Below are 21,512 nucleotides of genomic sequence, written 5' to 3' on the forward strand. Positions count from 1 at the left end.
GCTGGAGAGATGGATCCGTCCTGGCGTTACCCGGAGGGCGGTCTGAATAAAGTTGGACGGTTGGCCTGCTGGAAGGTTCTGTGATCACAAGATCTTAACAGCAGGGCCGCCCCGCCCCCGCTAGCGCGGCGCCTCCGGCGGCGTCACGTAGACGGCCACGAGCGCGCCCGGCGACAGCGTGTACCCGTTGCGGACGGACGCGGTCGCCCGCACGTTCGAGGCGGCCTCAGCCGTGCTCACCACGAGAACGCCGTTAGCTCCCATCGAGGCCGCTTTGCGCCGGGCGAACCGTTCGACGGCATCGGTCGCGCCGTATCCCGATCCGACGCGGGCGATGTCGTCCGGGGGCACGATGGTCTCGATCACCTCGTACTCGCCCGGGATGTCGTCCGCCGAGCGGTACACGACGACGTCGTCGGCCCGGAGGGCGGGGCGGCCGTCGGGCGGGGCGGCGGTCGCGCACGCGCCGAGGGCGAGGGCAAGGCCGAGGGAGAGGAGCGTTCTCATGACGGGCGGGGTGGGGTCCGCCCGGAGAGTACGGCTAATCGTCGTAGTTGTCGATCTGAGCGCGCTGGAGGCCGCCCGAGAAGTCGATGTAGCAGGTCTTGGTCTCGGTGTAGAAGTCGTAAACCTCCCAGCCGCCCTCGCGGTGGCCGTTGCCCGTCGCCTTGACGCCGCCGAAGCTCATGTGCGCCTCGGCCCCGATCGTCGGGCCGTTGATGTAGGTGATGCCGGCGTCGATGTCGCGGAGCGCCTGGAAGGCCCGTGCGATGTCGCGCGTGTAGACCGCGCTCGACAGCCCGTACTTCACGTCGTTGGCGACGTCGATGGCCTCGTCGAACGACGACACCTTGATCACAGAAAGGACCGGCCCGAAGATCTCCTCGCGCGCCACGCGCATGTCGCGCGTCACGTTCGTGAAGAGCGTCGGCTGGAAAAAGAAGCCGTCGTCCAGGCCGTCGCCCGTGGCAGCCGCCCCGCCCAGCGCGATCGACGCGCCGTCCTCGCGGGCGACGTCCATGTAGCCGGCCACCTTGTCGAGCGCCTTCTGGTTGATGAGCGGCCCCACGTCGACGCCGGCGTCGTTGCCGTAGCCCAAGCGGAGCTCTTTGGCCTTGGCGATCACGCGCTCGACGAGCTCGTCGTGGACGTCCTCGTGGACGATGAGCCGCGATGTGGCCGTGCAGCGCTGGCCGGTCGTGCCGTAGGCGCCCCAGATGAGGCCCTCCATGGCGAGGTCGAGGTCGGCGTCCTCCATGACGATGGCCGGGTTCTTCCCGCCCATCTCCAGGCTCACGCGCTTGTGGTCGGCCGCGGCCCGCTGGGCGAGCGCGGCGCCGGTTTCGGACGAGCCCGTAAACGAGATGGCCGCCACGTCGTCGTGCTCGACAATCGCCTGGCCCGTGGCGCCGGCGCCCTGGACGAGGTTGACGACGCCCGGCGGCACGCCGGCGTCTTCCATCACCTTCACGAGCAGCATCCCGCTGTGCGGCGCGTCCTCGCTGGGCTTGAACACGACCGTGTTGCCGCTCAGGATGGCCGGGAACATCTTCCACGTCGGGACGGCGACCGGGAAGTTCCAGGCCGTGATGAGCCCGCACACGCCGATGGGCCGGCGGACCGTCATGTTGAACTTGTTGTTCATCTCCGACGGGACGGTGTGGCCGAAGAGCTGGCGGCCCATCGTCATCGCGTAGTAGGCCGTGTCGATGGCCTCTTGGACGTCGCCCTTGGTCTCGAAGTGGGGCTTGCCCATCTCGCGCGTCATCTCGAACGCGATCTCGTTTTTGCGCTCGGTTAGGAGGTCGCCCACGCGCTTGAGGATCTCGCCGCGCTTGGGGGCCGGCACGAGGCGCCACGTCTCGAACGCCGCCTTGGCCGCCGCGACCGCCGCCTCGACGTCCGCCCCGCCCGAGAGCGGGAAGCGGCCGACGAGGTCGCTCGTGCGGGCCGGGTTCCGGCTCTCGAACGTCTCGCCGCTCTGGGCGTCGACCCACTGGCCGCCGATGTAGTTCTGGAAGGTCGTGTCGTCGGCCATGGCGTGTGGAAACCCAGTCGGGCGGGGCGGGGTGGAGGGGAAACGGGCGGCTAACTTAGCCGGCCGCCCCGCCCGCCTCCGCGAACGCCCGCCCAATTCCCCGCCGTGGGCGGGGCGGTCGGGCCGCCCGCCGGGTCCCCTCTTCCTCCCGCCCCGCCCGTTATGGAGACCCTCGCCCGCCCCGCCCCCGCCGCCGCCGAGCGCATGGCCGGCCGCCTGAGCCGCCGCATCCGCGAGGTGCCGCCGTCGGGCATCCGTCGCTTTTTCGAGATCGCGGCCACCATGGACGACGTGATCTCGCTGGGCATCGGCGAGCCCGACTTCGTCTCGCCTCAGCCCATCATCGACGCAGCCAAGACGGCGCTCGACGCTGGGCGCACGAGCTACACGGCGAACCTGGGCCTCGCCGAGCTCCGCGAGGCGATCTCGGGCGAGATGGCCCGGCTCTACGGGCTCGACTACCACGCCGAGGACGAGGTGATCGTGACCGTCGGCGCGTCGGAGGCCATGACGATCGCGATGCTCTCGCTGCTCGACCCCGGCGACGAGGTGCTCATCCCCGAGCCGTGCTTCGTGAGCTACGGGCCGCTCGCCGAGTTCGCGGGCGGGGTGGTCAAGTGGGTCCCGACGCGCGCCGAGAACGACTTCCAGGTGACGGCCGAGGACATCCGCTCCCGCATCACGGACAAGACGAAGCTCCTCTTCCTCGGCTACCCCAACAACCCGACCGGCGCCGTGCTCCGCCGCGACGTCCTGGAGGAGATCGCCGAGGTGGTCGTCGAGCACGACCTGCTGGTGCTGTCCGACGAGATCTACGACCGGCTCGTCTACGGCGAGGCCCACGAGGACGGCCACGTCTCGGTGCCCACGCTGCCCGGCCTCTTCGAGCGGACGATCCTCATCGGCGGCTTCTCGAAGGGCTACGCCATGACGGGCTGGCGGATCGGCTACGCGTGCGCGCCCCAGCCGATCCTGTACCAGATGTACAAGGCGCACCAGTACGTGATCATGTCGGCGCCGACGGTCTCGCAGGTGGGCGCCCTCGCCGGCATCCGCGACGCGCAGCCGGCGGTCGAGGACATGCGCCGGGCCTACGACGACCGCCGCCGCGTCATCGTCGACGGGCTCCGCGCGGCCGGCTTCCCGACGTTCGAGCCCGAGGGCGCCTTCTACGCCTTCCCCGACATCACCTCGACCGGGCTCTCGTCCGAGGACTTCGCGCAGCGGCTGCTCCAGGAGGAGCACGTGGCGGCCGTGCCGGGCAGCGCGTTCGGGCCGAGCGGGGAGGGCTACCTCCGGTGCTCGTACGCGACGGCCATCGACCAGATCGAGGAGGCCATCCACCGGATCACGGCGTTCGCGGACCGCGTGCGGAACGAGTAACCCGCCCCACCCGGCGGGCTCGCTCCGGGGGTGGGGCGGCCGAACGCGACGGCCCGCCACCCCGCCCGCGGCGGGCGCGTCGAGGGCGGGGCGGGGGAGGGCAGCTAGCCCAGGGCGGGCGCGGGTACTCCTAGGCGCCGGTTATTTGCGCGGCCCGTCCTGCGGCCGTAGCGTGGTCCACCGCCGCCTGCCCGTCGCCCATGCTCGCCCGACTGCTCGTAGCCTGCGGCGTCCTCGCGCTGGCGCCCGGCGCCCTCGCCCAGGCCGTCGTCACCGGCCGCGTCGTCGACGCCGAGACGGGCGCGCCGCTCCCGGGCGTCCACGTCTACCTCAGCGGGACGACGACGGGCGACGTGACGGACCGGGGCGGGGCGTATGAGATCGCCGGCGTCCCGGCCGGCGAGCACGAGCTCGTCGCCACGTTCGTCGGGTACGCCCCGGGCGTCCGCCGCGTGCGGGGCGGGGCGGTCGTCGACGTCCGGCTCCGGCCCCGGGCCGAGGCGCTGGGCGACGTGACGGTCGAGGCCGACCGCTCGGCGTGGCTCCGCCAGCTCGCCGCGTTCGAGCAAGCGCTCGTCGGCGAGTCCGAGGACGCCCGAGCTGTCCGGCTCCTCAACCCCGAGGTCCTCTCGTTCGACGTCTCGGACGACGGGCTCCTCCGCGCCCGATCCGAGGCCCCGCTCGTCGTCGAGAACCGGGCGCTCGGCTACCGCGTGGCCTACGACCTGACCACGTTCGAACTCCTCGGCGACGCCGTCGCGTTCCACGGCTACGCCCGGTTCGAGCCGCTCGACGCCCGCGACGACGCCGAGCGAGCGCGGTGGGACGCGGCGCGGCGGCGGGCCTACGCCGGGTCGTTCGCCCACTTTGTCCACGCGCTCGCGGCCGACCGGCTTGGGCGGAGCGGGTTCCGGGTGTACCGCACGAACGCGCGCCACCGGCTGCCGCCGTCCCGGTCGACGGGCGAGCACCGCCTCGACCGGGTCGAACGCGCGGCCGACGTGCTCCGCCCGCTGGGTCCCGGCCTCGCCACGCTCACGGCGGACCCCGCCCTCTACCTCCGGGTCGACTACACGGGCGAGAGCGAGGAGCGGGCTTACCGGCAGAACGAGAACCGCTCGGTCGACCCCCGGACGGCCCGCCGCCGCTCGGGCGACCAGATCTCGTGGATCGAGACGCCGGGCGGCGAGGCCCGCGTCGACCTCCGCACGGGCGGGCTCACGGGGGCGGGGCGGGGCGTCTCGCCGCTCGACGTGAGCGGGTACTGGTGGTGGGACGAGCGGGCCGCCCGCTGGCTCCCCGCCGACTACCGCCCCGCCGCCGATTTCTAGCCACCCCGCCCGATGCGCCGTCTCCTCCCCGCCCTCGCCGTCTTGCTCCTGTGCGCCGACGCCTCGGCGCAGCGCGTGGTGGGCGTGGTGACGTCGGGCGACGCCGCCGTGCCCGGCGCGACGGTCCGGCTCGTCTCGGGCGCCGACACGGTCGCCGCGACGGCGGCCGACGCCGACGGGCGGTTCCTCATCCGCGCGCCCGGGGCGGGGCGGTACCGGCTCGTGGTCACGGCCGTCGGGTACGGGCCGGCCACGGGCGAGCCGTTCGCGCTGAGCGCCGACGCTTCGCAGGTGGTCGACGTTGATCTCCGCCCGGCCGTGGGCGACCTGGGCGGGGTGGCGGTCGAGGCGGGGCGGCGGACGCCGGCGCAGACGCTGAACGGCGTCGGGTTCTACGAGCGCCGCGACCGGGGGATGGGCCGCTTTTTCGACCGGCGCCAGATCGAGGACCGCCGGCCCCGAAAGCTGACGGACCTGTTCGCGGTGCTGCCGGGCTTCGTCCCGCTCCCCCAGGAGGGCGACGTCCGTATCTCCTCGATCAACTCCATCGTGCGCGGGACGAACTGCCGCCCAACGATCGTCGTCGACGGGACTGTCCTCCGGTCGTTCGGGGACCCCATCGGGTCCGGGAGCGGACTGCCGACGAACCCGCTCTTCAACCTCGACGCCGCGCTCGGCATTGACCAAGTCGAGGCGGTCGAGGCGTACGCCCACAACGGCATCCCGGCCCAGTACGGCGGGACGATGAGCCCGTGCGGGGCCGTCCTCATCTGGACCCGCTCCTACGCCGAGGCCGCCGACCCGGGCGACTCCGTCGCGCGGCCGCCTGGCCAGTAGCCGTCCGCCCCGCCCCGCCCAAGGCGTAGGCCGCTGCCCCGCTGGCACCGGGCGCCCTCCGTAAAGCGGCAGCGACTGCGACGAGCAGGGCGACAAGGGAGAGTGATCCGGCCAAGGCACAGGGCGTGGCCTCGACAAGGGGCGCAAACGGACGGAAAAAGGCGGACTCGCAAGAGGGGAGGTCAGACCCACGCTCCACCCCGCCCCCGGCGTACGTCGGGCGGGGCGGGAGCTTGCGCGGTCTGGCCTCACATCAAGTCTGGGGCCGAGGCGTGTGGCAGCCCGGAGCCGGCAGGCTGGGGGGTGGGGGGGGCCTCCCGATCAGCAGCTCCGGCTCTTGGGGCGGCCTCTGTGCGGCAGAAGGACAGTCCATCGTGCGATTCCAGTCTGGTTCTGCAGAACGGCTACGTACGGCTACGTGAGGTACGGCCCCACGGCGGCCATCGGCAGAGGCCCACGTGTGAAGGGGGACCGGCCCAGTACTACGACGGCCGCGAAAGACAGACATTGGTCAGGAGTCGGCCCCGCCGCACTCCTCCGTACCGTCCTCGTCCCGCTCGCCAGGCGCTGAGCAGGCGTTCGCGCTCCTCCATCGACCGACGTGTCTACGACTTCTCCCTCCAGCGAACGGCAGACGTTCTCCTGGTTCGTCTTCGGCCTGATGGCCAGCGTCACCTTTGTCGGGATCCTGTCCGAACTGGTGCCGTCGGGCATCCTGCCGCAGATGACCGAGGGGCTGGGCGTCGAGGAGAACGACGTCGGCTTCCTCGTCGGCATCTACGCGCTGGCGTCCGCCATTGCCGCCATCCCGCTGGTCAGCGCGACGCTGTCGTTCAACCGGAAGACGCTGCTGCTGATGCTGCTGGTCGGGTTCTCGGCGTCCAACGTCGTCGTCGGGCTCGTGTCGTCGTACGGGGTCATCCTCGCGTGCCGCGTCGTCGGCGGCATCTGCGCGGGCGTGATGTGGCCGATGATCGCGGCCTACGGCACGCGACTGGTCCCGGAGAACATGGACGGCAAGGCCATCACGGTCATCATGTCGGGGAACACGCTGGGCATCAGCATCGGCTTGCCGGCGATGACGACGATCGGCCTCACGTTCGGCTGGCGGAGCGTCTTCCTGGTGCTGGGTGCGGTCACGGCCCTTACAGCGAAGCCATCCCGGGTTGACAGGGTAGCTTCGGCCATGCCCGCCCCGCTCTCCGTCGACCTCCGTCGCCGCGTCCTCGACGCCGCCCGCTCGGCCACTGCCCCCGTCGTCGCCGCCCGCTTCGGCGTCTCCGTCTCGACCGTCCACCGGCTCCGCCACCTCGACCGCATTCAGGGGTCCGTCGAGCCTCGGCCCCACGGCGGTGGCCATACCCCGCTCGTGACCGACGACGACCGCCCGCTCTTCGACGGGTACCTCGCCGAGAACCCTTCGATGCCGCACGCGACCATCGCCCGCCGGTTCGAGGCCGACACCGGACGCGCCATCAGCCGCCAGACCGTCCAGCGGATGCTGGGTCTGTGGCGGGTCACCCGAAAAAAAAGTCCATGATCGCCTCCCAGCGCTTCCGCCCGGATGTGGTCGCCAAGCGCGAGGCGTTCTTGGCGGAGGTCGCGGCGATCCCAGCCGAGCGGTTGGTTTTCGTCGACGAGTCGGGGATTCAGATCGGCGCGCGGTCGGCGTACGGGTTCGCGCCCATCGGCACGCGGTGCGTCGAGGTCGCCCCTTTCCGGGTCGGCAAGCGGGTCAACCTCATCGGGTGGATGGCCGCGACGTGCGGGTCGGTGCGGGCACACGAGGGGTCCGTCAAGGCCCCCCACTTCGAGGCGTTCGTGGCCGAGAGCCTGGTGCCGTGCTTGGAGGAGGGCGACGTAGTGATCTGGGACAACGCCCGGATCCACAGCCCGGCTGCAATCGCACTCGTTGAGGCCGTCGGTGCCCGCGTGCTCCCGCAGCCGCCGTACAGCCCGGATCTCAACGCGATCGAGCCGATGTGGTCGAAGGTGAAGGCGATCGTCAAGCAGAAGCTGGCCGACGCCCGGGACGCGCTGCTCGACGCGCTCGACGAAGCCGTTTCCGCGGTCACACCATCGGACGCCTCCGGGTGGATCGCGCACTGCGGCTACGCCTTCCTACCCGACTGAGCTACGCTGTATCGCCGTGCTGTCGTTCTTCGTCTTGCCGTCGGTCGAGGGCGAGAAGCTCAACAGGAGCAACTCGCCCCTGGCGATGCTCAAGATGCCCTCGATCCTGATCGTCCTGCTGCTGACCTTCCTGTCGGTCGCGGCCCACTACGGCGTCTACACCTACATCAGCTTGCTGGTGGAGTTGATCGACTTCAGGGGCGGCATCGGCGTGGCGCTGCTGATCTTCGGGGTCGGTTCGGTGCTCTCGGTGATCGTTTCTGCGAAGTACATCGACGCTTATCTGCGCCCGCTGATCGTGATCATGCTCGCCATCGGTGGCATATCCATGGCCCTGTTCCTCGCCTTTAGTGGGACCGTCGGCGTGTCGCACGTCGCGTTTTTCCTCTGGGGCCTGGCCTTCGGCCCGCTCGTGACGATGTACCAGACCGCTGTCAGCAAGCAGGTCGAAAAAGCCAAGGGCGTGGCCACGTCGGTGCAGTCCAGCGTCTTCAACCTGTCCATCATGATCGCGACGTGGATCGGCGGGTTGCTGCTGGTCAACTTCCCCGAATCGGGTGTCCGGTACATCATCTACATGTCGCTGATCTGCTTCGTCCTGGCTACCGTCGTCGCGTTCCTATCGAAGCGGACGCTCCAATCGTCCCCCTCTCCCGTCCCATCTACCACCTCGTAAGAGAGAGCACCATGAAGAAGTTCACCAACGCCCGCATCTACCGTCAGCACGACGAGGTCAAGGAGATCCTGGTCGATAAAGGGGTCATCAAGCAGATCGGCACGAATCTGCCCAAGGCCGACGAGGAGATCGACCTCAAGGGCCGGCTCGTCGCCCCGCCCTACGTCGACTCGCACCTGCACCTGGACTACGTCTACACCGGCGGCACCGCGGCCTCCAACAACGACGGCGGCACCCTCTTCGACGGCATCGAGCGCTGGCACGAGGTCAAAAAGACCCAGACGCTGGAGGACGCCCGCGAGCGCGCGCTGCGCGGCATCCGCGAGGAGGTCTCGAAGGGCGTCCAGTTTATCCGCACGCACGTCGACGTGGACGACCCCAAGCTGACCGGCCTCAAGGCGATCCTCGAGCTGCGTGAGGAGCTCAAGGACAACGTGACGATCCAGATCGTCGCCTTCCCGCAGGAGGGCATGTTCGCCTACAAGGGCGGCGACGAGATGATCGAGGAGGCGCTGAAGATGGGCGCGGACTGCGTCGGCGGCATCCCGCACTTTGAGTGGGCCTACGAGTTCGGCCAGGACTCCGTCCGCAAGACGGTCGACCTGGCGGTCAAGTACGACAAGCTGATCGACGTGCACTGCGACGAGACCGATGACCCGATGAGCCGGCACGTCCAACTCCTCAACGCGCTGGTCATGACCGAGGGCATCGGCACGTGCTCGACGGCCAGCCACACCTGCTCGTTCGGGTCGGCCAACGACGCCTACGCGTTCCGCATGATGGGGCTCTTCAAGAAGTCGGGCATGAACTTCATCTCCAACCCGACCGAGAACGCCTACCTCCAGGGCCGCCAGGACACCTACCCCAAGCGCCGCGGCCTCACGCGCGTCAAGGAGATGTGGGAGAGCGGGATCAACGTCTGCTTCGGGCAGGACTCGATCAACGACCCGTGGTACCCGGCCGGCAACGGCAACATGATGAACATCCTCGACAACGGGATCCACCTGGCGCAGACGATGTCGTTCGACGAGCTGGACCGGTGCCTGGACCTTATCACCTACAACGGCGCCAAGACGCTCAACGTGGAGGACCAGTACGGGATCGAGGAGGGCAAGCCGGCCAACTTCATCGTGCTCGACGCCGAGACGCCCTTCGAAGCCGTCCGCCAGCGGGCCGACGTGCTGGCGTCGATCCGCAACGGCGAGTACCTGTTCAAGCGCCCCGACCCGAGCTACGACATCGGACTCGACCTGTACAGGAAGACGAAGTAGAAGGGGCGCTCATATCAGCTCTGGAGGTTTCTGCCTCACCCGAGCCGCCCCGCCCGCGTCGTCCACCGCCCCTAGCCCCTCCTGGCTTCGCCAACCTGGCGGTTGTCCAGGAGGGGAATTTTCTGGCCCGTCTCGGCGCCCGCCCCGCCCGGCAGTAGCGGCTTGGCGGAGCACTCAGAAACGGTTGGGGAAAGGGTCTTTCTTCCCCATCGGGAGAAGGATGGGCGTCGGAGCGGCCGTCGAGGGCGGGGCGGCCGCCTTGGATCCTCTTGGCTGCGCCGACCTCGCGGTTGGCTGCGCCGGCCTTGCGGCTCCCGTGTCGGTGAGACCCCAACGCCGAGGCCTCTTCGTGACGGTGCGCGACGTTTCCGTACCCGTTGCTAGAGGAACGCGCCGCTTGACAGAGCCACCCTGAAGCTCTTCGTGACCAGGCACGATCCCCGCCCCGCCCCCTTGAGAGGATGGCTGCGCTGTCGCCCTGCGGTCCTCGCGCGAGCGGGGTGGGGACGGTCCGGCAGGCGCGGCGACTTGAGCGCCCACCCCGCCCGGAGAGCCCGTGCCGAGCGCGGCCGACGTGCAGACGCCGCTCTCCACGGGGACGCGCCTCCCAAACCGTCTCTCGTTGTGTTCGTCCGGAAGCACCGTTCGAAACCTCGGGCGGGGTGGCAGGGCTCATAGGGCGGCAGGTGAGACAGCGGGCGCTCAACGTGACGCGCTCTCCCAGACGGCTGCTCTGCCTCGCCGTGAACTCTCCGACGCCGCGCCCGGACGGCCGCCCCGCCCAAGAGACCACCGCGCCCGGCGCGGGGGCGGGGCGGGGTGGCGGTAGCTTCTCCGGCCGACCCGCCACCCCGCCCGCCCCGCCCATGTCCGACCTCCCCGCCCGCGTCGACGCCCTCGGCCGCTACCTCGACGTCGACGGCCGCCGCGCGCGGCTCGACGCGCTCCGCGCAAAGCGCCTGGAGCCCGGGTTCTGGGACGACCCCGCCGCCGCCGCCGCCGTCGAGCAGGAGATCTCGGGCGAGGAGGACTGGGTAAAGAGCTTCGACGCCGTCGCCCGGCGCCGCGACGACGTGGCGACGCTGCGCGAGATGCAGGCCGAGGAGGACGACGCGGACCTGGGCGCCGAGATCGACCGCGAGGAGGCCACGCTCGCCCGCGAGCTCGACGCCATGGAGCTGCGCGGGATGCTCTCCGGTCCCGACGACGCCCGCACCGCGATCCTGACGATCAACAGCGGGGCCGGCGGGACCGACGCCCAGGACTGGGCCGAGATGCTCCTCCGCATGTACACGCGCTACGCTGAGCGCCACGGCTACACGCCGACGCTCCTGGAGTACCAGGAGGCCGAGGAGGCCGGCATCAAGAGCGCCTCGCTGCGCGTCGACGGCCGGTTCGCCTACGGCTACCTCCGCGCCGAGTCCGGCGTGCACCGGCTCGTCCGCATGAGCCCGTTCGGGTCGGGCGACAAGCGGCAGACGTCGTTCGCGTCGGTGTTCGTCTACCCCGAGATCGACGACGCCATCGAGGTCGACGTCAACCCGGCCGACCTGGAGCTCCAGACGTTCCGCTCGGGCGGCAAGGGCGGCCAGAACGTGAACAAGGTCGAGACCGGCGCCCGCTACGTCTGGACCGGGACGCTCTCGAACGGACAGGACGAGCGGGTCGTGGCCGAGTCGACCGAGCAGCGGTCGCAGATGCAGAACCGCGACCGGGCCATGCAGATGCTGAAGTCGCGGATCTACGCGCTCGAGCAGGCCATCCGCGAGGCGGCCAAAAACGCCGAGGAGGCGGGCAAGAAAAAGATCGAGTGGGGCAGCCAGATCCGCTCCTACGTGTTCCAGCCCTACACCATGGTCAACGACCACCGTACCGAAGTCAAGGACCCCGACGTGCAGGGCGTGATGGACGGCGACCTGGACGAGTTTATCAAGGCGTACCTGCTCCAGGAGACGGGCAAGACGGCCGGCGAGTAGCTCGCCCCGCCACTCGTGCGGGCGGGGCGGCCGCCCCGCCCCCGCGAGGCACGGCGGAAGGGATTGGGGCGGGCGGGGTGGCGGCGTAGCGTGAGGCGACTCCGCCCCCACGTCCATGCGCTACCTGCTCGCTCTGTTCGCCGCCGCCGCCCTCGCTGGGTGCTCGCTCGCCGGTGACGACTACGACGATTACCTCGACGACCGCGCCCGGCTCGTCGCCGACCTCGACCGCTTGATCGGCGCGGCTGAGGCCGATGCGCCCGGCGCTTGCCGCGTCGTCGCCGTCGGCGCCAAGGCGTGCGGCGGCCCGGCGGACTACCGCGTCTACTCGACGGCCGCGGACGCGGAGGCCGTCGAGCGGGTGGCCGCCGAGATCACGACGCTGGACGAGGACGCCAACCGGCGGTTCGAGCTCATCTCCGACTGCTCCGTGCCGCCCGAGCCCCGCCCCGCCCTCGTCGGCGGGCGGTGCGTGGCGGCCGAGTAGACCACCCCGCCCGGACGCCGCGGCCCGACGGCGTTGCATGCAACGCCGCTACAACGGCCACCCCGCCCCGCGCACCGTGGGCGGGGTGGGGCACCTTCGCTGCCCGCTGCCCGCTGCCCGCTGCCCGCTGCCCGCTGCCCGCTGCCCGCTGCCGAGGGCGGGGCGGCGGTGTTACCCTCTGTCGCACCTGCCACCCCGCCCCCGGCCATGCGCGAACGGTTCGACTTTCTCGTCATCGGCTCCGGCGTCGCCGGACTATCGTTCGCGCTCCGCGCCGCCGCGCACGGGACGGTCTGCGTGGTGACCAAGAAGGAGTCGGCCGAGAGCAACACGAACTACGCCCAGGGCGGGATCGCCGCCGTCATGGACGCGGCCGACGACGTCGAGGCCCACGTCCAGGACACGCTCGTCGCCGGCGCCGGGCTGTGCGACGAGGACGTCGTGCGGATGGTGGTGACCGAGGGGCCGGACCGCATCCGCGACCTCATCGACCTGGGCGCGCAGTTCGACCGCGACCCCGACGGGGCGCTCCACCTGGGCCGCGAGGGCGGCCACTCGGCCCACCGGATCGTCCACGCGGCCGACATGACCGGGCGCGAGGTCGAGCGGGCGCTGCTGACGGCCGTCCGCCGGAGCCCGCAGATCGAGGTGCTCGAGTACCACTACGCCGTCAACCTCCTCACCGAGCACCAGCTCGGCGCCGACGTCGCGGGCGGCGAGGGGCTCCACTGCTTCGGGGCCTACGTCCTCGACAGCCGCGCGGGCGTGGTCAAGACGGTCCTGGCCCGCGCCACGCTTCTCGCTGCGGGCGGGGCGGGGCAGGCGTACCAGCATACGACCAACCCGCCCGTGGCGACGGGCGACGGGATCGCGATGGCGTACCGGGCGCGCGCGACGGTCGCCAACATGGAGTTCGTCCAGTTCCACCCGACGAGCCTCTACCTGCCCGGCGAGGACTTTGGAGGCCGCTCGTTCCTCATCACCGAGGCCGTCCGCGGCGATGGAGGCCTGCTGCGCAACCTGGGCGGCGAGCGGTTTATGCCGGCCTACGACGACCGCGAGGAGCTGGCCCCGCGCGATGTCGTGGCGCGGGCCATCGACGACCAGCTGAAGAAGAGGGGGGAGGACCACGTCTGGCTCGACATCAGCCACAAGCCGGCCGAGGCCGTCCTCGCCCACTTCCCGAACATCCACGAGACGCTGCTCGCGTACGGGATCGACATGACGCGCGGGCCGATCCCGGTCGTTCCGGCGGCCCACTACACGTGCGGCGGCGTCGTCGTCGACCACGAGGCGCGGACGTCGATCGCCGGGCTCTTCGCGTGCGGCGAGGTCACGTGCTCGGGGCTCCACGGGGCCAACCGGCTCGCGTCGAACTCGCTCCTCGAAGCGCTCGTCTACGCCGAGCGCGCCGTCGAGCCGGCCCGCGCGCACGCGGCCGGGGCGGGGTGGGAGGAGCGCGTGCCGGACTGGGACGAGTCCCGCGTCGAGAACGCGCGCGAGTGGGTGCTCGTCAGCCACAACCGGCAGGAGCTCCGGCGCGTGATGCAGAGCTACGTCGGCATCGTGCGCTCGGAGCTGCGGCTTGGGCGGGCGGCCCGGCGCGTCGGCCTGATCTACCAGGAGACCGAGGAGTTCTACCAGCGGACGAGGCTGTCGGCCGAGCTCTGCGAGCTCCGCAACCTGGCGGCCGTCGCCCACCTCATCGTGTCGTGCGCCCAGCGGCGGACCGAGAGCCGCGGCCTCCACTTTATGGCCGACTTCCCCGAGCCCGACCCGGCCCAGCGTCACGACACGGTCTACGACTACGCGCCGGCCGCCCCGCCGGCGTGACCGCCCCGCCCCGCCCACGCTGGCCGGGACCGCCCCGCCCCGCCCGAGGCGCGCGAGCGGGGCGGTCGGTCCGTCCCCGCCGAGCACGGGCGGGGTGGTGGGCGCTCGCTCTGGCCGTCGCGTCCGCGAGCGCCGCGTGCGGGCCGGCGGCGCCCGGGGTGGAGGTCGCCATCCCCGACGCCGAGTACGTGGGCGCGGCGGCGTGCGGGTCGTGCCACGCCGACGTCGCGGCGGCCTACGAGGGCCACGGGGGGACGGCGTCGATGCAGCGGTGGACGCCGGCCCGCCGCACCGAGCCGGTGTTGGAAACCCCGGTCGTCGACCCCACGACGGGTTTCGAGTACCGCGTGGTCGAGGTCGAGGGCGCGCTCGCGCAGGAGGAGCGCCAACTCGACGGCGCCGGCCGCGAGGTGGCCCGGCTCGTCCGCCCGATGGACTGGATCGTCGGGAGCGGGACGCTCGCGCGGACCTACTTCGCGCGGCGCGGCGACCGCCTCGTGCAGCTCCCGCTCACGTGGTACACCGGCGGCCCGGGCGGGGCGGGGCGGTGGGACCTCAGCCCGGGCTACGAGGACGGCGCCCCGCGCTTTGGCCGGACGATGCCCGCGCGCTGCATGTACTGCCACAACGCCGTCCCCACGCTCGTCCCGGGCGTCGAGGACGCCTACGCCGAGATCCCCGAGGGCATCGGGTGCGAGCAGTGCCACGGCCCGGGCTCGCTCCACGTGGACCGCTGGCAGAACCCCGCCCCGCCCCCGCAGGCCGAGCGGGGCGGGGCGGACCCGACGCTCGTCGACCTGGGCGCGCTCCCGCTCGGGCTCCGCCTCGACGTGTGCCAGTCGTGCCACCTCCACGGGACGGTCGACGTGTACCGCGAGGGCGAGTCGGCGTTCACGTACCGCCCGGGCCGGCCGCTGAGCGCGCACGTCGGCCTGTTCACGGTCCCGGAGCTGGTCGACCGCGAGGGCCTCGACGTGGCCTCGCACGTCGACCGGATGAAGGCGAGCGCGTGCTTTGTGGAGACGCAGGGGACGCCCCGGGCGCTCGAGTGCACGTCGTGCCACGACCCGCACCGGACGTTCGAGGCGCGCGGGCCGGGCGCGACGACGGCCGCGTGCCGGTCGTGCCACGCCCCGCCCGCGCTCCAGGCCGCCGTGCCCGCTGCGCTTCGCGCCGAGCACGCGCCGAGCGCCGACTGCGTCGCGTGCCACATGCCGCGCGTGGGCGCCGCGGGCGTCCCCCACGCCCAGGTCGTCGACCACCTCGTCCGCGTCGTCGGCGACGGCGGCGGCGCCACCCCGCCCCTCGCGCTCGGGCGGGGCGGCGTGGTCCTCCCGCTCATGGACGTCGACCGCGACGGCGACGAGGGCGGGCTCTACGAGGGCCTGGCGACGCTCCAGTACGGGACGCGCGCGTCGGACGCGGCGGCGGTCGGCGTGGGCGCTCAGTTCGTCGAGATCGCGCTCGGACGGCTGCCCCAGCCGGCGGCGCGCGGCGACGCCCAGTTCCTGCTCGGCGTCGCGCGGCTGAACGCCGGGCGCGTGGGCGACGCGCTCGCCCCGCTCGCGCTCGCCGCCGAGGCCCCGGGCGGGGCGGACCGCGCGCAGCGCCTCGCGACGCTCGCCCGCGCCCTCGCCGACGCGGGCCGAGCCGACAGGGCCGCCGCCGCGTTCCGCCGGGCGCTCCAGGCCGGCCCGCGGCGGCCCGAGACGCACCGCGAGCTGGGCCGCTTCCAGCTCGCCCAGGGCCGCCCCGCCCGCGCTGCCGACGCGCTCCGCGCGGCGCTCGCGCTCGACCCGTGGGACGCCGAGGCGTTTCTGCTGCTGGGCCTGGCCTCGGGCGGGGCGGACCGCGACGGCGCCTGGCGCGAGGCGGTCCGCCTGGACCCGGCGCTCGCGGGCGTCCTCGCGAGCGGGCGCGTCGCCGGCTCGGCCGCTAGGTTGTGGACCGCGCCCGGGGTCTACGGGTGGCCCGCGCAGAGCGGGTGGCCCGGTCTGGGCGCCGCCCCGCTCACCGTTTACTCGTCGAGCGGCACGCCCGTCGCGCGGGCGCCGAGCGGGGCGGGGTGGGACGGCCGGGGCCTGGACGGTCGGCCGCTCCCGCCGGGCGTGTACCTCGCGTCGGCCGGCGGGCGCGTCGTCCGGTTCGCCGTCGCAGCCTCGCCCCGCCCGTCGTCGTAGGGGGGTGCCGGCCGGAGCGGGGCGGTGAGAGAAACCCGTGAAGCGGGAGCGGGGTGGCCGTGCGGGGCCGCCCGGGTGGATCCAGACGGCGGGGCGGGCGTTGACCGGATTGCGAACGGGAGGCCCCCCGCCGTACCTTGCGGGCCTCCCCAGAGCCTCCGCCCCCGGGCGGAGCGAGCGAGGGGGGTAGGCGCGCGCTCCGGCCGCCCCGCCCCCCGGCGAGTTCGGCGCCACGCCGGGTCCCACCCCCGGCCGACCGCCCTGCAACGCCCGTTCCGCCGAACGGGCGTTTTCCGTCTACCCCGACCCCGTGTCCGACTCCCGCCCCGCCCCGACGCCGCAGACCCCGGCCGGCGCCCCCGCCCCGGGGGCTCCGCTGGAGGACCGCGTCCGCGCGCTCGCCGAGGAGGTGGTCGGTAACACCGACCTGTTCGTCGTCGACGTCGACATCCGGGGCTTCCAGGGCAGCCGCGTCGTCTCGGTCTACGTCGACGCCGAGGGCGGGGCGGGCGCCGACGACCTCGCCGCGCTCAGCCGCTCGCTCTCGTTCCTCCTCGACACCGAGGACCTCGTCAAGGGTCGCTACCGCCTCGACGTCTCGACGCCCGGCGTCGACCGTCCGCTGGCCGACCGCCGTCAGTATGCCCAGCACGTCGGCCGCACGCTGGCCGTGACGTGGGAGCGGGGCGGGGAGGAGGAGACGGCCGAGGGCGAGCTCGTCTCGGTCTCCGACGACGGCATCGACCTCGCGGGCACGCCCGTCCCGTTCGACGCCGTCCGCGAGGCGCGCGTCGTCCTTCCCTGGTAGCGCCCGCCCCGCCCCCATCCCACCCCGACCTATGCAAAGCACCGTCCTCGTCTCCTCCTTCGCCGAGATCGCGCGCGAGAAGGACATCGACCGCGACACGCTCCAGGTCATCATCGAGGACGTGTTCCGGGCGATGATCAAGAAGCGCTACGGGGCCGACGACCCCGAAGCGTTCCAGATCGTGTTCAACCCCGACAACGGGGACTACCAGATCCTCCACGTCCGCGAGATCGTCGAGGACTACGACCTCGAAGACCCGGTCTCGCAGATCGAGATCACCGAGGCCCTCGGCATCGACGAGGACTACGAGGTCGAGGACGAGCTCGCCGAGACGATCCGGATCGAGGACTTCGGGCGCCGCGCCGTCCAGGCCGCGCTCCAGACGTTCCGCCAGCGGATCCGCGACATCGAGAAGGAGAACATCTTCAAGGAGTACTCCGAGCTCATCGACGAGATCATCGTCGGCGAGATCTACCAGACCCGGCGCCGCGAGGTGCTCGTGCTCCACAACAAGACGGAGGTGGTGCTGCCGCGGCCCGAGCAGATCCCGAAGGACCGCTACCGCAAGGGCGACATGCTCCGCGCCGTCGTCCTCGACGTCGACCGCGACGCGGGCGCCTCGCCGCAGGTCATCATCAGCCGCGTGGCGCCGGTCTTTATCGAGCGCCTGTTCGAGTTGGAGGTGCCGGAGATCTACGACGGCATCATCGAGATCAAGAAGATCGTCCGGCTGCCGGGCGAGCGGGCCAAGATGGCCGTCATCTCGCACGACGAGCGGGTCGACCCCGTCGGCGCGTGCGTCGGCGTCAAGGGCTCGCGCATCCACGCGGTCGTCCGCGAGCTGGGCGGCGAGAACATCGACGTCGTCCCGTGGACGGCCGACCCCATCGACTTTATCAAGCGCTCGCTGGCGCCGGCCAAGCCCATCCTCGTCGAGCTCAACGACGACCTCACCCCGCCCCGCGCCCGCGTCACGGTCCCGGCCGACGAGGTCTCGATGGCGATCGGGCGGGGCGGCCAGAACATCCGCCTCGCGTCGATGCTGACGGGCTACGAGCTCGATGTCTACCGCGACATCAAGTCGGACGAGGAGGACGTCGACATCGACGAGTTCACCGACGCCATCCCGCCCGAGATCATCCAGCAGCTCAAGGACATCGGGTGCGACACGGCCAAGGCCGTGCTCGAGCTCCAGCCGTCCGAGCTCGCCCGCCGCACCGGGCTGTCTGACGAGCAGGCCCAGAAGATCACCTGGCTCATGGAGGCCGAGTTCGAGCGCGAGCAGGCCGAGGAGGCCGCCGCGACCTCGGCCGCCGGCCTCGCCGCCGCCGACGGTCCGGTCCGCGAAGTGGCCGAGGAAAGCCCCGCCACGGCCGCCGAGGGCGGGGTGGTCGAGGGCGACGACTCGGCCCCGTCCGAGGGCGCCGCACCCGCCCCCGACGCCGAGACGTTCACCGAAGCGGATGAAGTGTCCGCCGAGGACGCTGCCGCAGAGACCGATCCCGCCTCGCAGGCCGTTTCTTTGAGCGGGGCCGACGACTCGGACCAGCCGACCGCCTAGCTCGGCCGCCCCGCCCGCCCCTGGCCACCCCGCCCCTACGCCCTCCCGAATGCCCGTAACGCGCAAGCGATCCAACAAGCCCAAGCGAGTCCAGCTCTTCAAGGCGACCCGCGAGCTCAACATCGCGACCAAGACGGTCGTGACGGCGCTCCGTGAGCGTGGGTTCGAGCTCGACGCGAAGCTCGAAGCCGAGGACCCGAACGCCCGGCTCTCGCCGGAGATGTACGACGCGCTCGTCGAGGCCTACTCCGACGACGCCGACGCCAAGGCCCGCGTCCGCGAGCGCCGCGAGCAGATTGCGGCGAAGGAGGCCGAGTCCGGCGACGGCGCGGCTACCCCGCCCGCGGAAGCGCCCTCCGCTGAGGAGCCGGCCACAGAAGACGAGGAGCCGGTGGCTCCGGCCGAGCCCGTCGTCGACGTGCCCGAGCCCGACGAGGAGCCCGTCGCGCCGGCCGAGCCGGTGATCGATACAGAAGCCGCCCCGGCCGCGCCCGACGTCGAGGCCGCCGCGGAGCCCGTTGCCGCGGCGCCCGCTGCCGAGGCCGCTCCGCCCGCCCCCGAGCCGGAGGTGGAGGCGCCCGTCGCTGAGGCCCAGGCCGCCGAGGCCGCCCCCCCCGCCGAGGCGGAGGCCACGGCCGAGGCGACGCCGCCCGCACAGCCGACCGCCGAGGGCGGGGCGGCCGAGACCACACCGGAGGCTCCGGCAGAGGTCACCGCGGCAGAAGCCGCTGCGCCGGCCACCGACGACGCCACGGACGCCGAAGCCAGCGGGACGACCGAGGCCGAGCCGAAGGCTGAGCCGGCCGCCCCGCCCGTTCAGGGCGAGATCGACGCCAACACGCCGACTCCGGCCGCCGACGATGCGGGCATCGTCCGCGCCAACCGCTACGGCCTGACGGGCACCAAGGTGCTCGGCAAGATCGACTTGTCCGGCCTCGAAGGCGGCCGCCGCAAGCGGAAGCGGAAGAACGAGGACGCCGCACCAGCCCCGGGCGCCGCCGACGGCGGCAAGCCCAGCCGTGGCAAGAAGGCCAAGAAGGGCCGCCGCGCGCCGGACAAGGGCGAGGTCGAGAAGAACGTCCAGGAGACGCTCCAGAAGGTGTCCGGCACCGGCGGCAACAAGCGCACGCGCCAGAAGCGCCGCCGCGCCCGCCGCGACGAGCGCGCCGCGATCCGCGAGGCCCGCCAGCAGGAGATGCTGGAGCAGGCACAGGTCCTCCGCGTCATGGAGTTCATCTCGACCGGCGACCTGGCCGAGGCCATGAACGTGTCGGTCACCGAGGTGATCTCGAAGGGGTTTGGGCTGGGCATGATGGTCTCCATCAACCAGCGGCTCGACGCCGACGCGATTACGCTCCTCGCCGACGAGTTCGACTTCGAGGTCGAGTTCATGGAGGACATCGAGGAGGAGTTCAACCTCGAAACGGAAGACTCCGAGGAGGACCTCGTCTCCCGCCCGCCGATCGTGACCATCATGGGCCACGTCGACCACGGCAAGACGTCGCTCCTGGACTACATCCGGCAGGCCAACGTCATCGCTGGCGAGGCCGGTGGGATCACCCAGCACATCGGGGCCTACCAGATCACGACCGGCGACGGCAACGAGATCACGTTCCTCGATACGCCGGGCCACGAGGCGTTCACGGCCATGCGCGCCCGTGGCGCCCAGGTCACCGACCTCGTCGTGGTCGTCGTGGCGGCCGACGACCAGGTGATGCCGCAGACGATTGAGGCCATCAACCACGCGCGGGCGGCTGAAGTCCCGATGGTGGTGGCGATCAACAAGATCGACCGCGACACGGCCAACCCGGACAAGATCATGGCCCAGCTCGCCGAGCAGGGCGTCCAGGTCGAGCAGTACGGCGGGTCCGTCCAGTGCGAGTTGATCTCGGCCCTCAACGGGACGAACGTCGACGAGCTCCTCGAAAAGATCCAGCTCGAAGCCGACCTCCTCGAACTCACGGCCAACCCCGACCGCTACGCCGTCGGGACCGTCGTCGAGGCCCGCTTGGACAAGGGCCGCGGCGTGGTCGCGACCGTCCTCGTCCAGAACGGGACCATCGAAGAGGGCGACGCCTACGTCGTCGGTCTCACGTCCGGCCGCGTCCGGGCCATGTTCAACGAGCGCGACGAGCGCGTCAAGGTGGCCGGTCCGGCCTCGCCGGTCCAGATCCTGGGTCTGTCGGACGCCCCCGAAGTGGGCGACCGCCTCGTGGTGATGGAGGACGAGCGGGACGCCCGGGAGATCGCCTCGAAGCGGCTCCAGCTGATCCGCGAGCAGACGCTCCACCAGCGCCGCCACGTCACGCTCGCCGACCTATCGCGCCGCATGGCGCTCGGCGAGATCACCAACCTCAACATCGTCGTCAAGGGCGATGTGGGCGGGTCGGTCGAGGCGCTCTCGGACGCCCTGCTCAAGCTGTCGAACGACGAGGTCGCCGTCCAGATCGTCCACTCGGGCGTCGGCGCGATCACGGAGTCCGACGTCATGCTCGCCGTCGCGTCGGACGCCGTCATCGTCGGGTTCCAGGTCCGGCCCGTCGCCGGCGTGCGCTCGATCGCCGAGCGCGAGGAGATCGACATCCAGCTCTACTCGGTCATCTACGACGCCATCGCCGACGTCCGCGACGCCCTCGAAGGGCTCCTGGAGCCGGAGCAGAAGGAGACGGTCACGTCGACCATCGAGGTCCGCGAGACCTTCCGCGCCCCGCGTGTCGGGACCATCGCGGGCTCCTACGTGGTCGAGGGCAAGGTGAGCCGAAACGACCGCGTCCGCGTCGTCCGCGACGGCGTGGTGGCATACACGGGCGTGATCGACACGCTCCGCCGCTTCAAGGAGGACGTAAAGGAGGTGGCCGCCGGTTACGAGTGCGGCGTCACAGTCAAGAACTACAACGACATCAAGGTCGGTGATCAGTTCGAGACCTACGTCGTCACCGAGGAAAAGCGGACGCTCGCTGTGTAAAGAGGGATGGGGAGGGATAGGGTATGGAGGGAT

16 protein-coding genes are annotated in these 21,512 nt (G+C 71.8%); 14 read left to right on the forward strand and 2 right to left on the reverse strand.

Annotated elements, in window-relative coordinates; translation table 11 throughout:
• Positions 1 to 120 precede the first annotated feature (120 nt).
• Positions 121 to 507, reverse strand: coding sequence for a hypothetical protein (locus tag RQM47_RS09625; protein WP_314008713.1), 387 nt, complete (start codon positions 505 to 507; stop codon positions 121 to 123).
• Positions 508 to 541: 34 nt separating this feature from the next.
• On the reverse strand, positions 542 to 2,038 hold the full coding sequence (locus tag RQM47_RS09630; RefSeq protein ID WP_314008716.1) for an aldehyde dehydrogenase family protein: 1,497 nt from the start codon (positions 2,036 to 2,038) through the stop codon (positions 542 to 544).
• Between the two features lie 162 nt (positions 2,039 to 2,200).
• Here RQM47_RS09630 and RQM47_RS09635 point away from each other — a divergent pair, with 162 nt between their 5' ends.
• From RQM47_RS09635 to infB, 14 genes are all read left to right on the forward strand, one after another.
• Positions 2,201 to 3,421, forward strand: a complete 1,221-nt coding sequence (locus RQM47_RS09635) for a pyridoxal phosphate-dependent aminotransferase (protein WP_314008719.1) — start codon at positions 2,201 to 2,203, stop codon at positions 3,419 to 3,421.
• 200 nt (positions 3,422 to 3,621) lie between these two features.
• On the forward strand, positions 3,622 to 4,752 hold the full coding sequence (locus tag RQM47_RS09640) for a carboxypeptidase-like regulatory domain-containing protein (protein ID WP_314008722.1): 1,131 nt from the start codon (positions 3,622 to 3,624) through the stop codon (positions 4,750 to 4,752).
• A gap of 12 nt (positions 4,753 to 4,764) precedes the next feature.
• Positions 4,765 to 5,589: a carboxypeptidase-like regulatory domain-containing protein gene (locus tag RQM47_RS09645; RefSeq protein ID WP_311666031.1), complete on the forward strand. Its 825-nt coding sequence runs from the start codon at positions 4,765 to 4,767 to the stop codon at positions 5,587 to 5,589.
• Between the two features lie 601 nt (positions 5,590 to 6,190).
• Positions 6,191 to 7,129, forward strand: a complete 939-nt coding sequence (locus RQM47_RS09650; protein ID WP_314008724.1) for an MFS transporter — start codon at positions 6,191 to 6,193, stop codon at positions 7,127 to 7,129.
• On the forward strand, positions 7,126 to 7,722 hold the full coding sequence (locus tag RQM47_RS09655; protein WP_311666088.1) for a transposase: 597 nt from the start codon (positions 7,126 to 7,128) through the stop codon (positions 7,720 to 7,722). Before RQM47_RS09650 ends, RQM47_RS09655 begins: the two co-directional genes overlap by 4 nt.
• Before the next feature lie 16 nt (positions 7,723 to 7,738).
• Positions 7,739 to 8,398, forward strand: coding sequence for an MFS transporter (locus tag RQM47_RS09660; protein ID WP_314008727.1), 660 nt, complete (start codon positions 7,739 to 7,741; stop codon positions 8,396 to 8,398).
• A gap of 11 nt (positions 8,399 to 8,409) precedes the next feature.
• A complete protein-coding gene (codA, locus tag RQM47_RS09665; protein WP_311665605.1) occupies positions 8,410 to 9,669 on the forward strand; it encodes a cytosine deaminase in 1,260 nt (419 codons plus the stop codon).
• An 866-nt stretch (positions 9,670 to 10,535) separates the two neighbouring features.
• Positions 10,536 to 11,645: a peptide chain release factor 2 gene (gene prfB, locus RQM47_RS09670; protein ID WP_311665607.1), complete on the forward strand. Its 1,110-nt coding sequence runs from the start codon at positions 10,536 to 10,538 to the stop codon at positions 11,643 to 11,645.
• Positions 11,646 to 11,760: 115 nt separating this feature from the next.
• Positions 11,761 to 12,132 carry a hypothetical protein gene (locus RQM47_RS09675; protein ID WP_311665609.1) on the forward strand — a complete coding sequence of 124 codons (372 nt, stop codon included), beginning with the start codon at positions 11,761 to 11,763 and terminating at the stop codon, positions 12,130 to 12,132.
• A gap of 207 nt (positions 12,133 to 12,339) precedes the next feature.
• The gene (nadB, locus tag RQM47_RS09680; RefSeq protein ID WP_311665611.1) at positions 12,340 to 13,965 is read left to right on the forward strand and encodes an L-aspartate oxidase; all 1,626 of its coding nucleotides are present in this window, start codon (positions 12,340 to 12,342) and stop codon (positions 13,963 to 13,965) included.
• Positions 13,962 to 16,145: a tetratricopeptide repeat protein gene (locus tag RQM47_RS09685; RefSeq protein ID WP_311665613.1), complete on the forward strand. Its 2,184-nt coding sequence runs from the start codon at positions 13,962 to 13,964 to the stop codon at positions 16,143 to 16,145. Before nadB ends, RQM47_RS09685 begins: the two co-directional genes overlap by 4 nt.
• A 310-nt stretch (positions 16,146 to 16,455) precedes the next feature.
• Positions 16,456 to 16,953, forward strand: a complete 498-nt coding sequence (gene rimP, locus RQM47_RS09690) for a ribosome maturation factor RimP (protein WP_311665615.1) — start codon at positions 16,456 to 16,458, stop codon at positions 16,951 to 16,953.
• Positions 16,954 to 16,984: 31 nt separating this feature from the next.
• Positions 16,985 to 18,514, forward strand: a complete 1,530-nt coding sequence (nusA, locus tag RQM47_RS09695; protein WP_311665617.1) for a transcription termination factor NusA — start codon at positions 16,985 to 16,987, stop codon at positions 18,512 to 18,514.
• 49 nt (positions 18,515 to 18,563) lie between these two features.
• Positions 18,564 to 21,479 (forward strand): translation initiation factor IF-2, encoded by a 2,916-nt coding sequence (gene infB, locus RQM47_RS09700; RefSeq protein ID WP_311665619.1) that lies wholly within the window; start codon positions 18,564 to 18,566, stop codon positions 21,477 to 21,479.
• Positions 21,480 to 21,512 lie beyond the last annotated feature (33 nt).

It is taken from the genome of Rubrivirga sp. S365, assembly GCF_032248475.1.
Taxonomy (GTDB): Bacteria; Bacteroidota; Rhodothermia; order Rhodothermales; family Rubricoccaceae; genus Rubrivirga; species Rubrivirga litoralis.

Bases quoted from the DNA above. Each gene is read 5' to 3' on its own strand.
- RQM47_RS09625 (WP_314008713.1), bottom strand. From the start codon at position 507: ATGAGAACGCTCCTCTCCCTCGGCCTTGCCCTCGCCCTCGGCGCGTGC.
- RQM47_RS09630 (WP_314008716.1), bottom strand. From the start codon at position 2,038: ATGGCCGACGACACGACCTTCCAGAACTACATCGGCGGCCAGTGGGTC.
- RQM47_RS09635 (WP_314008719.1), top strand. From the start codon at position 2,201: ATGGAGACCCTCGCCCGCCCCGCCCCCGCCGCCGCCGAGCGCATGGCC.
- RQM47_RS09640 (WP_314008722.1), top strand. From the start codon at position 3,622: ATGCTCGCCCGACTGCTCGTAGCCTGCGGCGTCCTCGCGCTGGCGCCC.
- RQM47_RS09645 (WP_311666031.1), top strand. From the start codon at position 4,765: ATGCGCCGTCTCCTCCCCGCCCTCGCCGTCTTGCTCCTGTGCGCCGAC.
- RQM47_RS09655 (WP_311666088.1), top strand. From the start codon at position 7,126: ATGATCGCCTCCCAGCGCTTCCGCCCGGATGTGGTCGCCAAGCGCGAG.
- codA (WP_311665605.1), top strand. From the start codon at position 8,410: ATGAAGAAGTTCACCAACGCCCGCATCTACCGTCAGCACGACGAGGTC.
- prfB (WP_311665607.1), top strand. From the start codon at position 10,536: ATGTCCGACCTCCCCGCCCGCGTCGACGCCCTCGGCCGCTACCTCGAC.
- RQM47_RS09675 (WP_311665609.1), top strand. From the start codon at position 11,761: ATGCGCTACCTGCTCGCTCTGTTCGCCGCCGCCGCCCTCGCTGGGTGC.
- nadB (WP_311665611.1), top strand. From the start codon at position 12,340: ATGCGCGAACGGTTCGACTTTCTCGTCATCGGCTCCGGCGTCGCCGGA.
- nusA (WP_311665617.1), top strand. From the start codon at position 16,985: ATGCAAAGCACCGTCCTCGTCTCCTCCTTCGCCGAGATCGCGCGCGAG.
- infB (WP_311665619.1), top strand. From the start codon at position 18,564: ATGCCCGTAACGCGCAAGCGATCCAACAAGCCCAAGCGAGTCCAGCTC.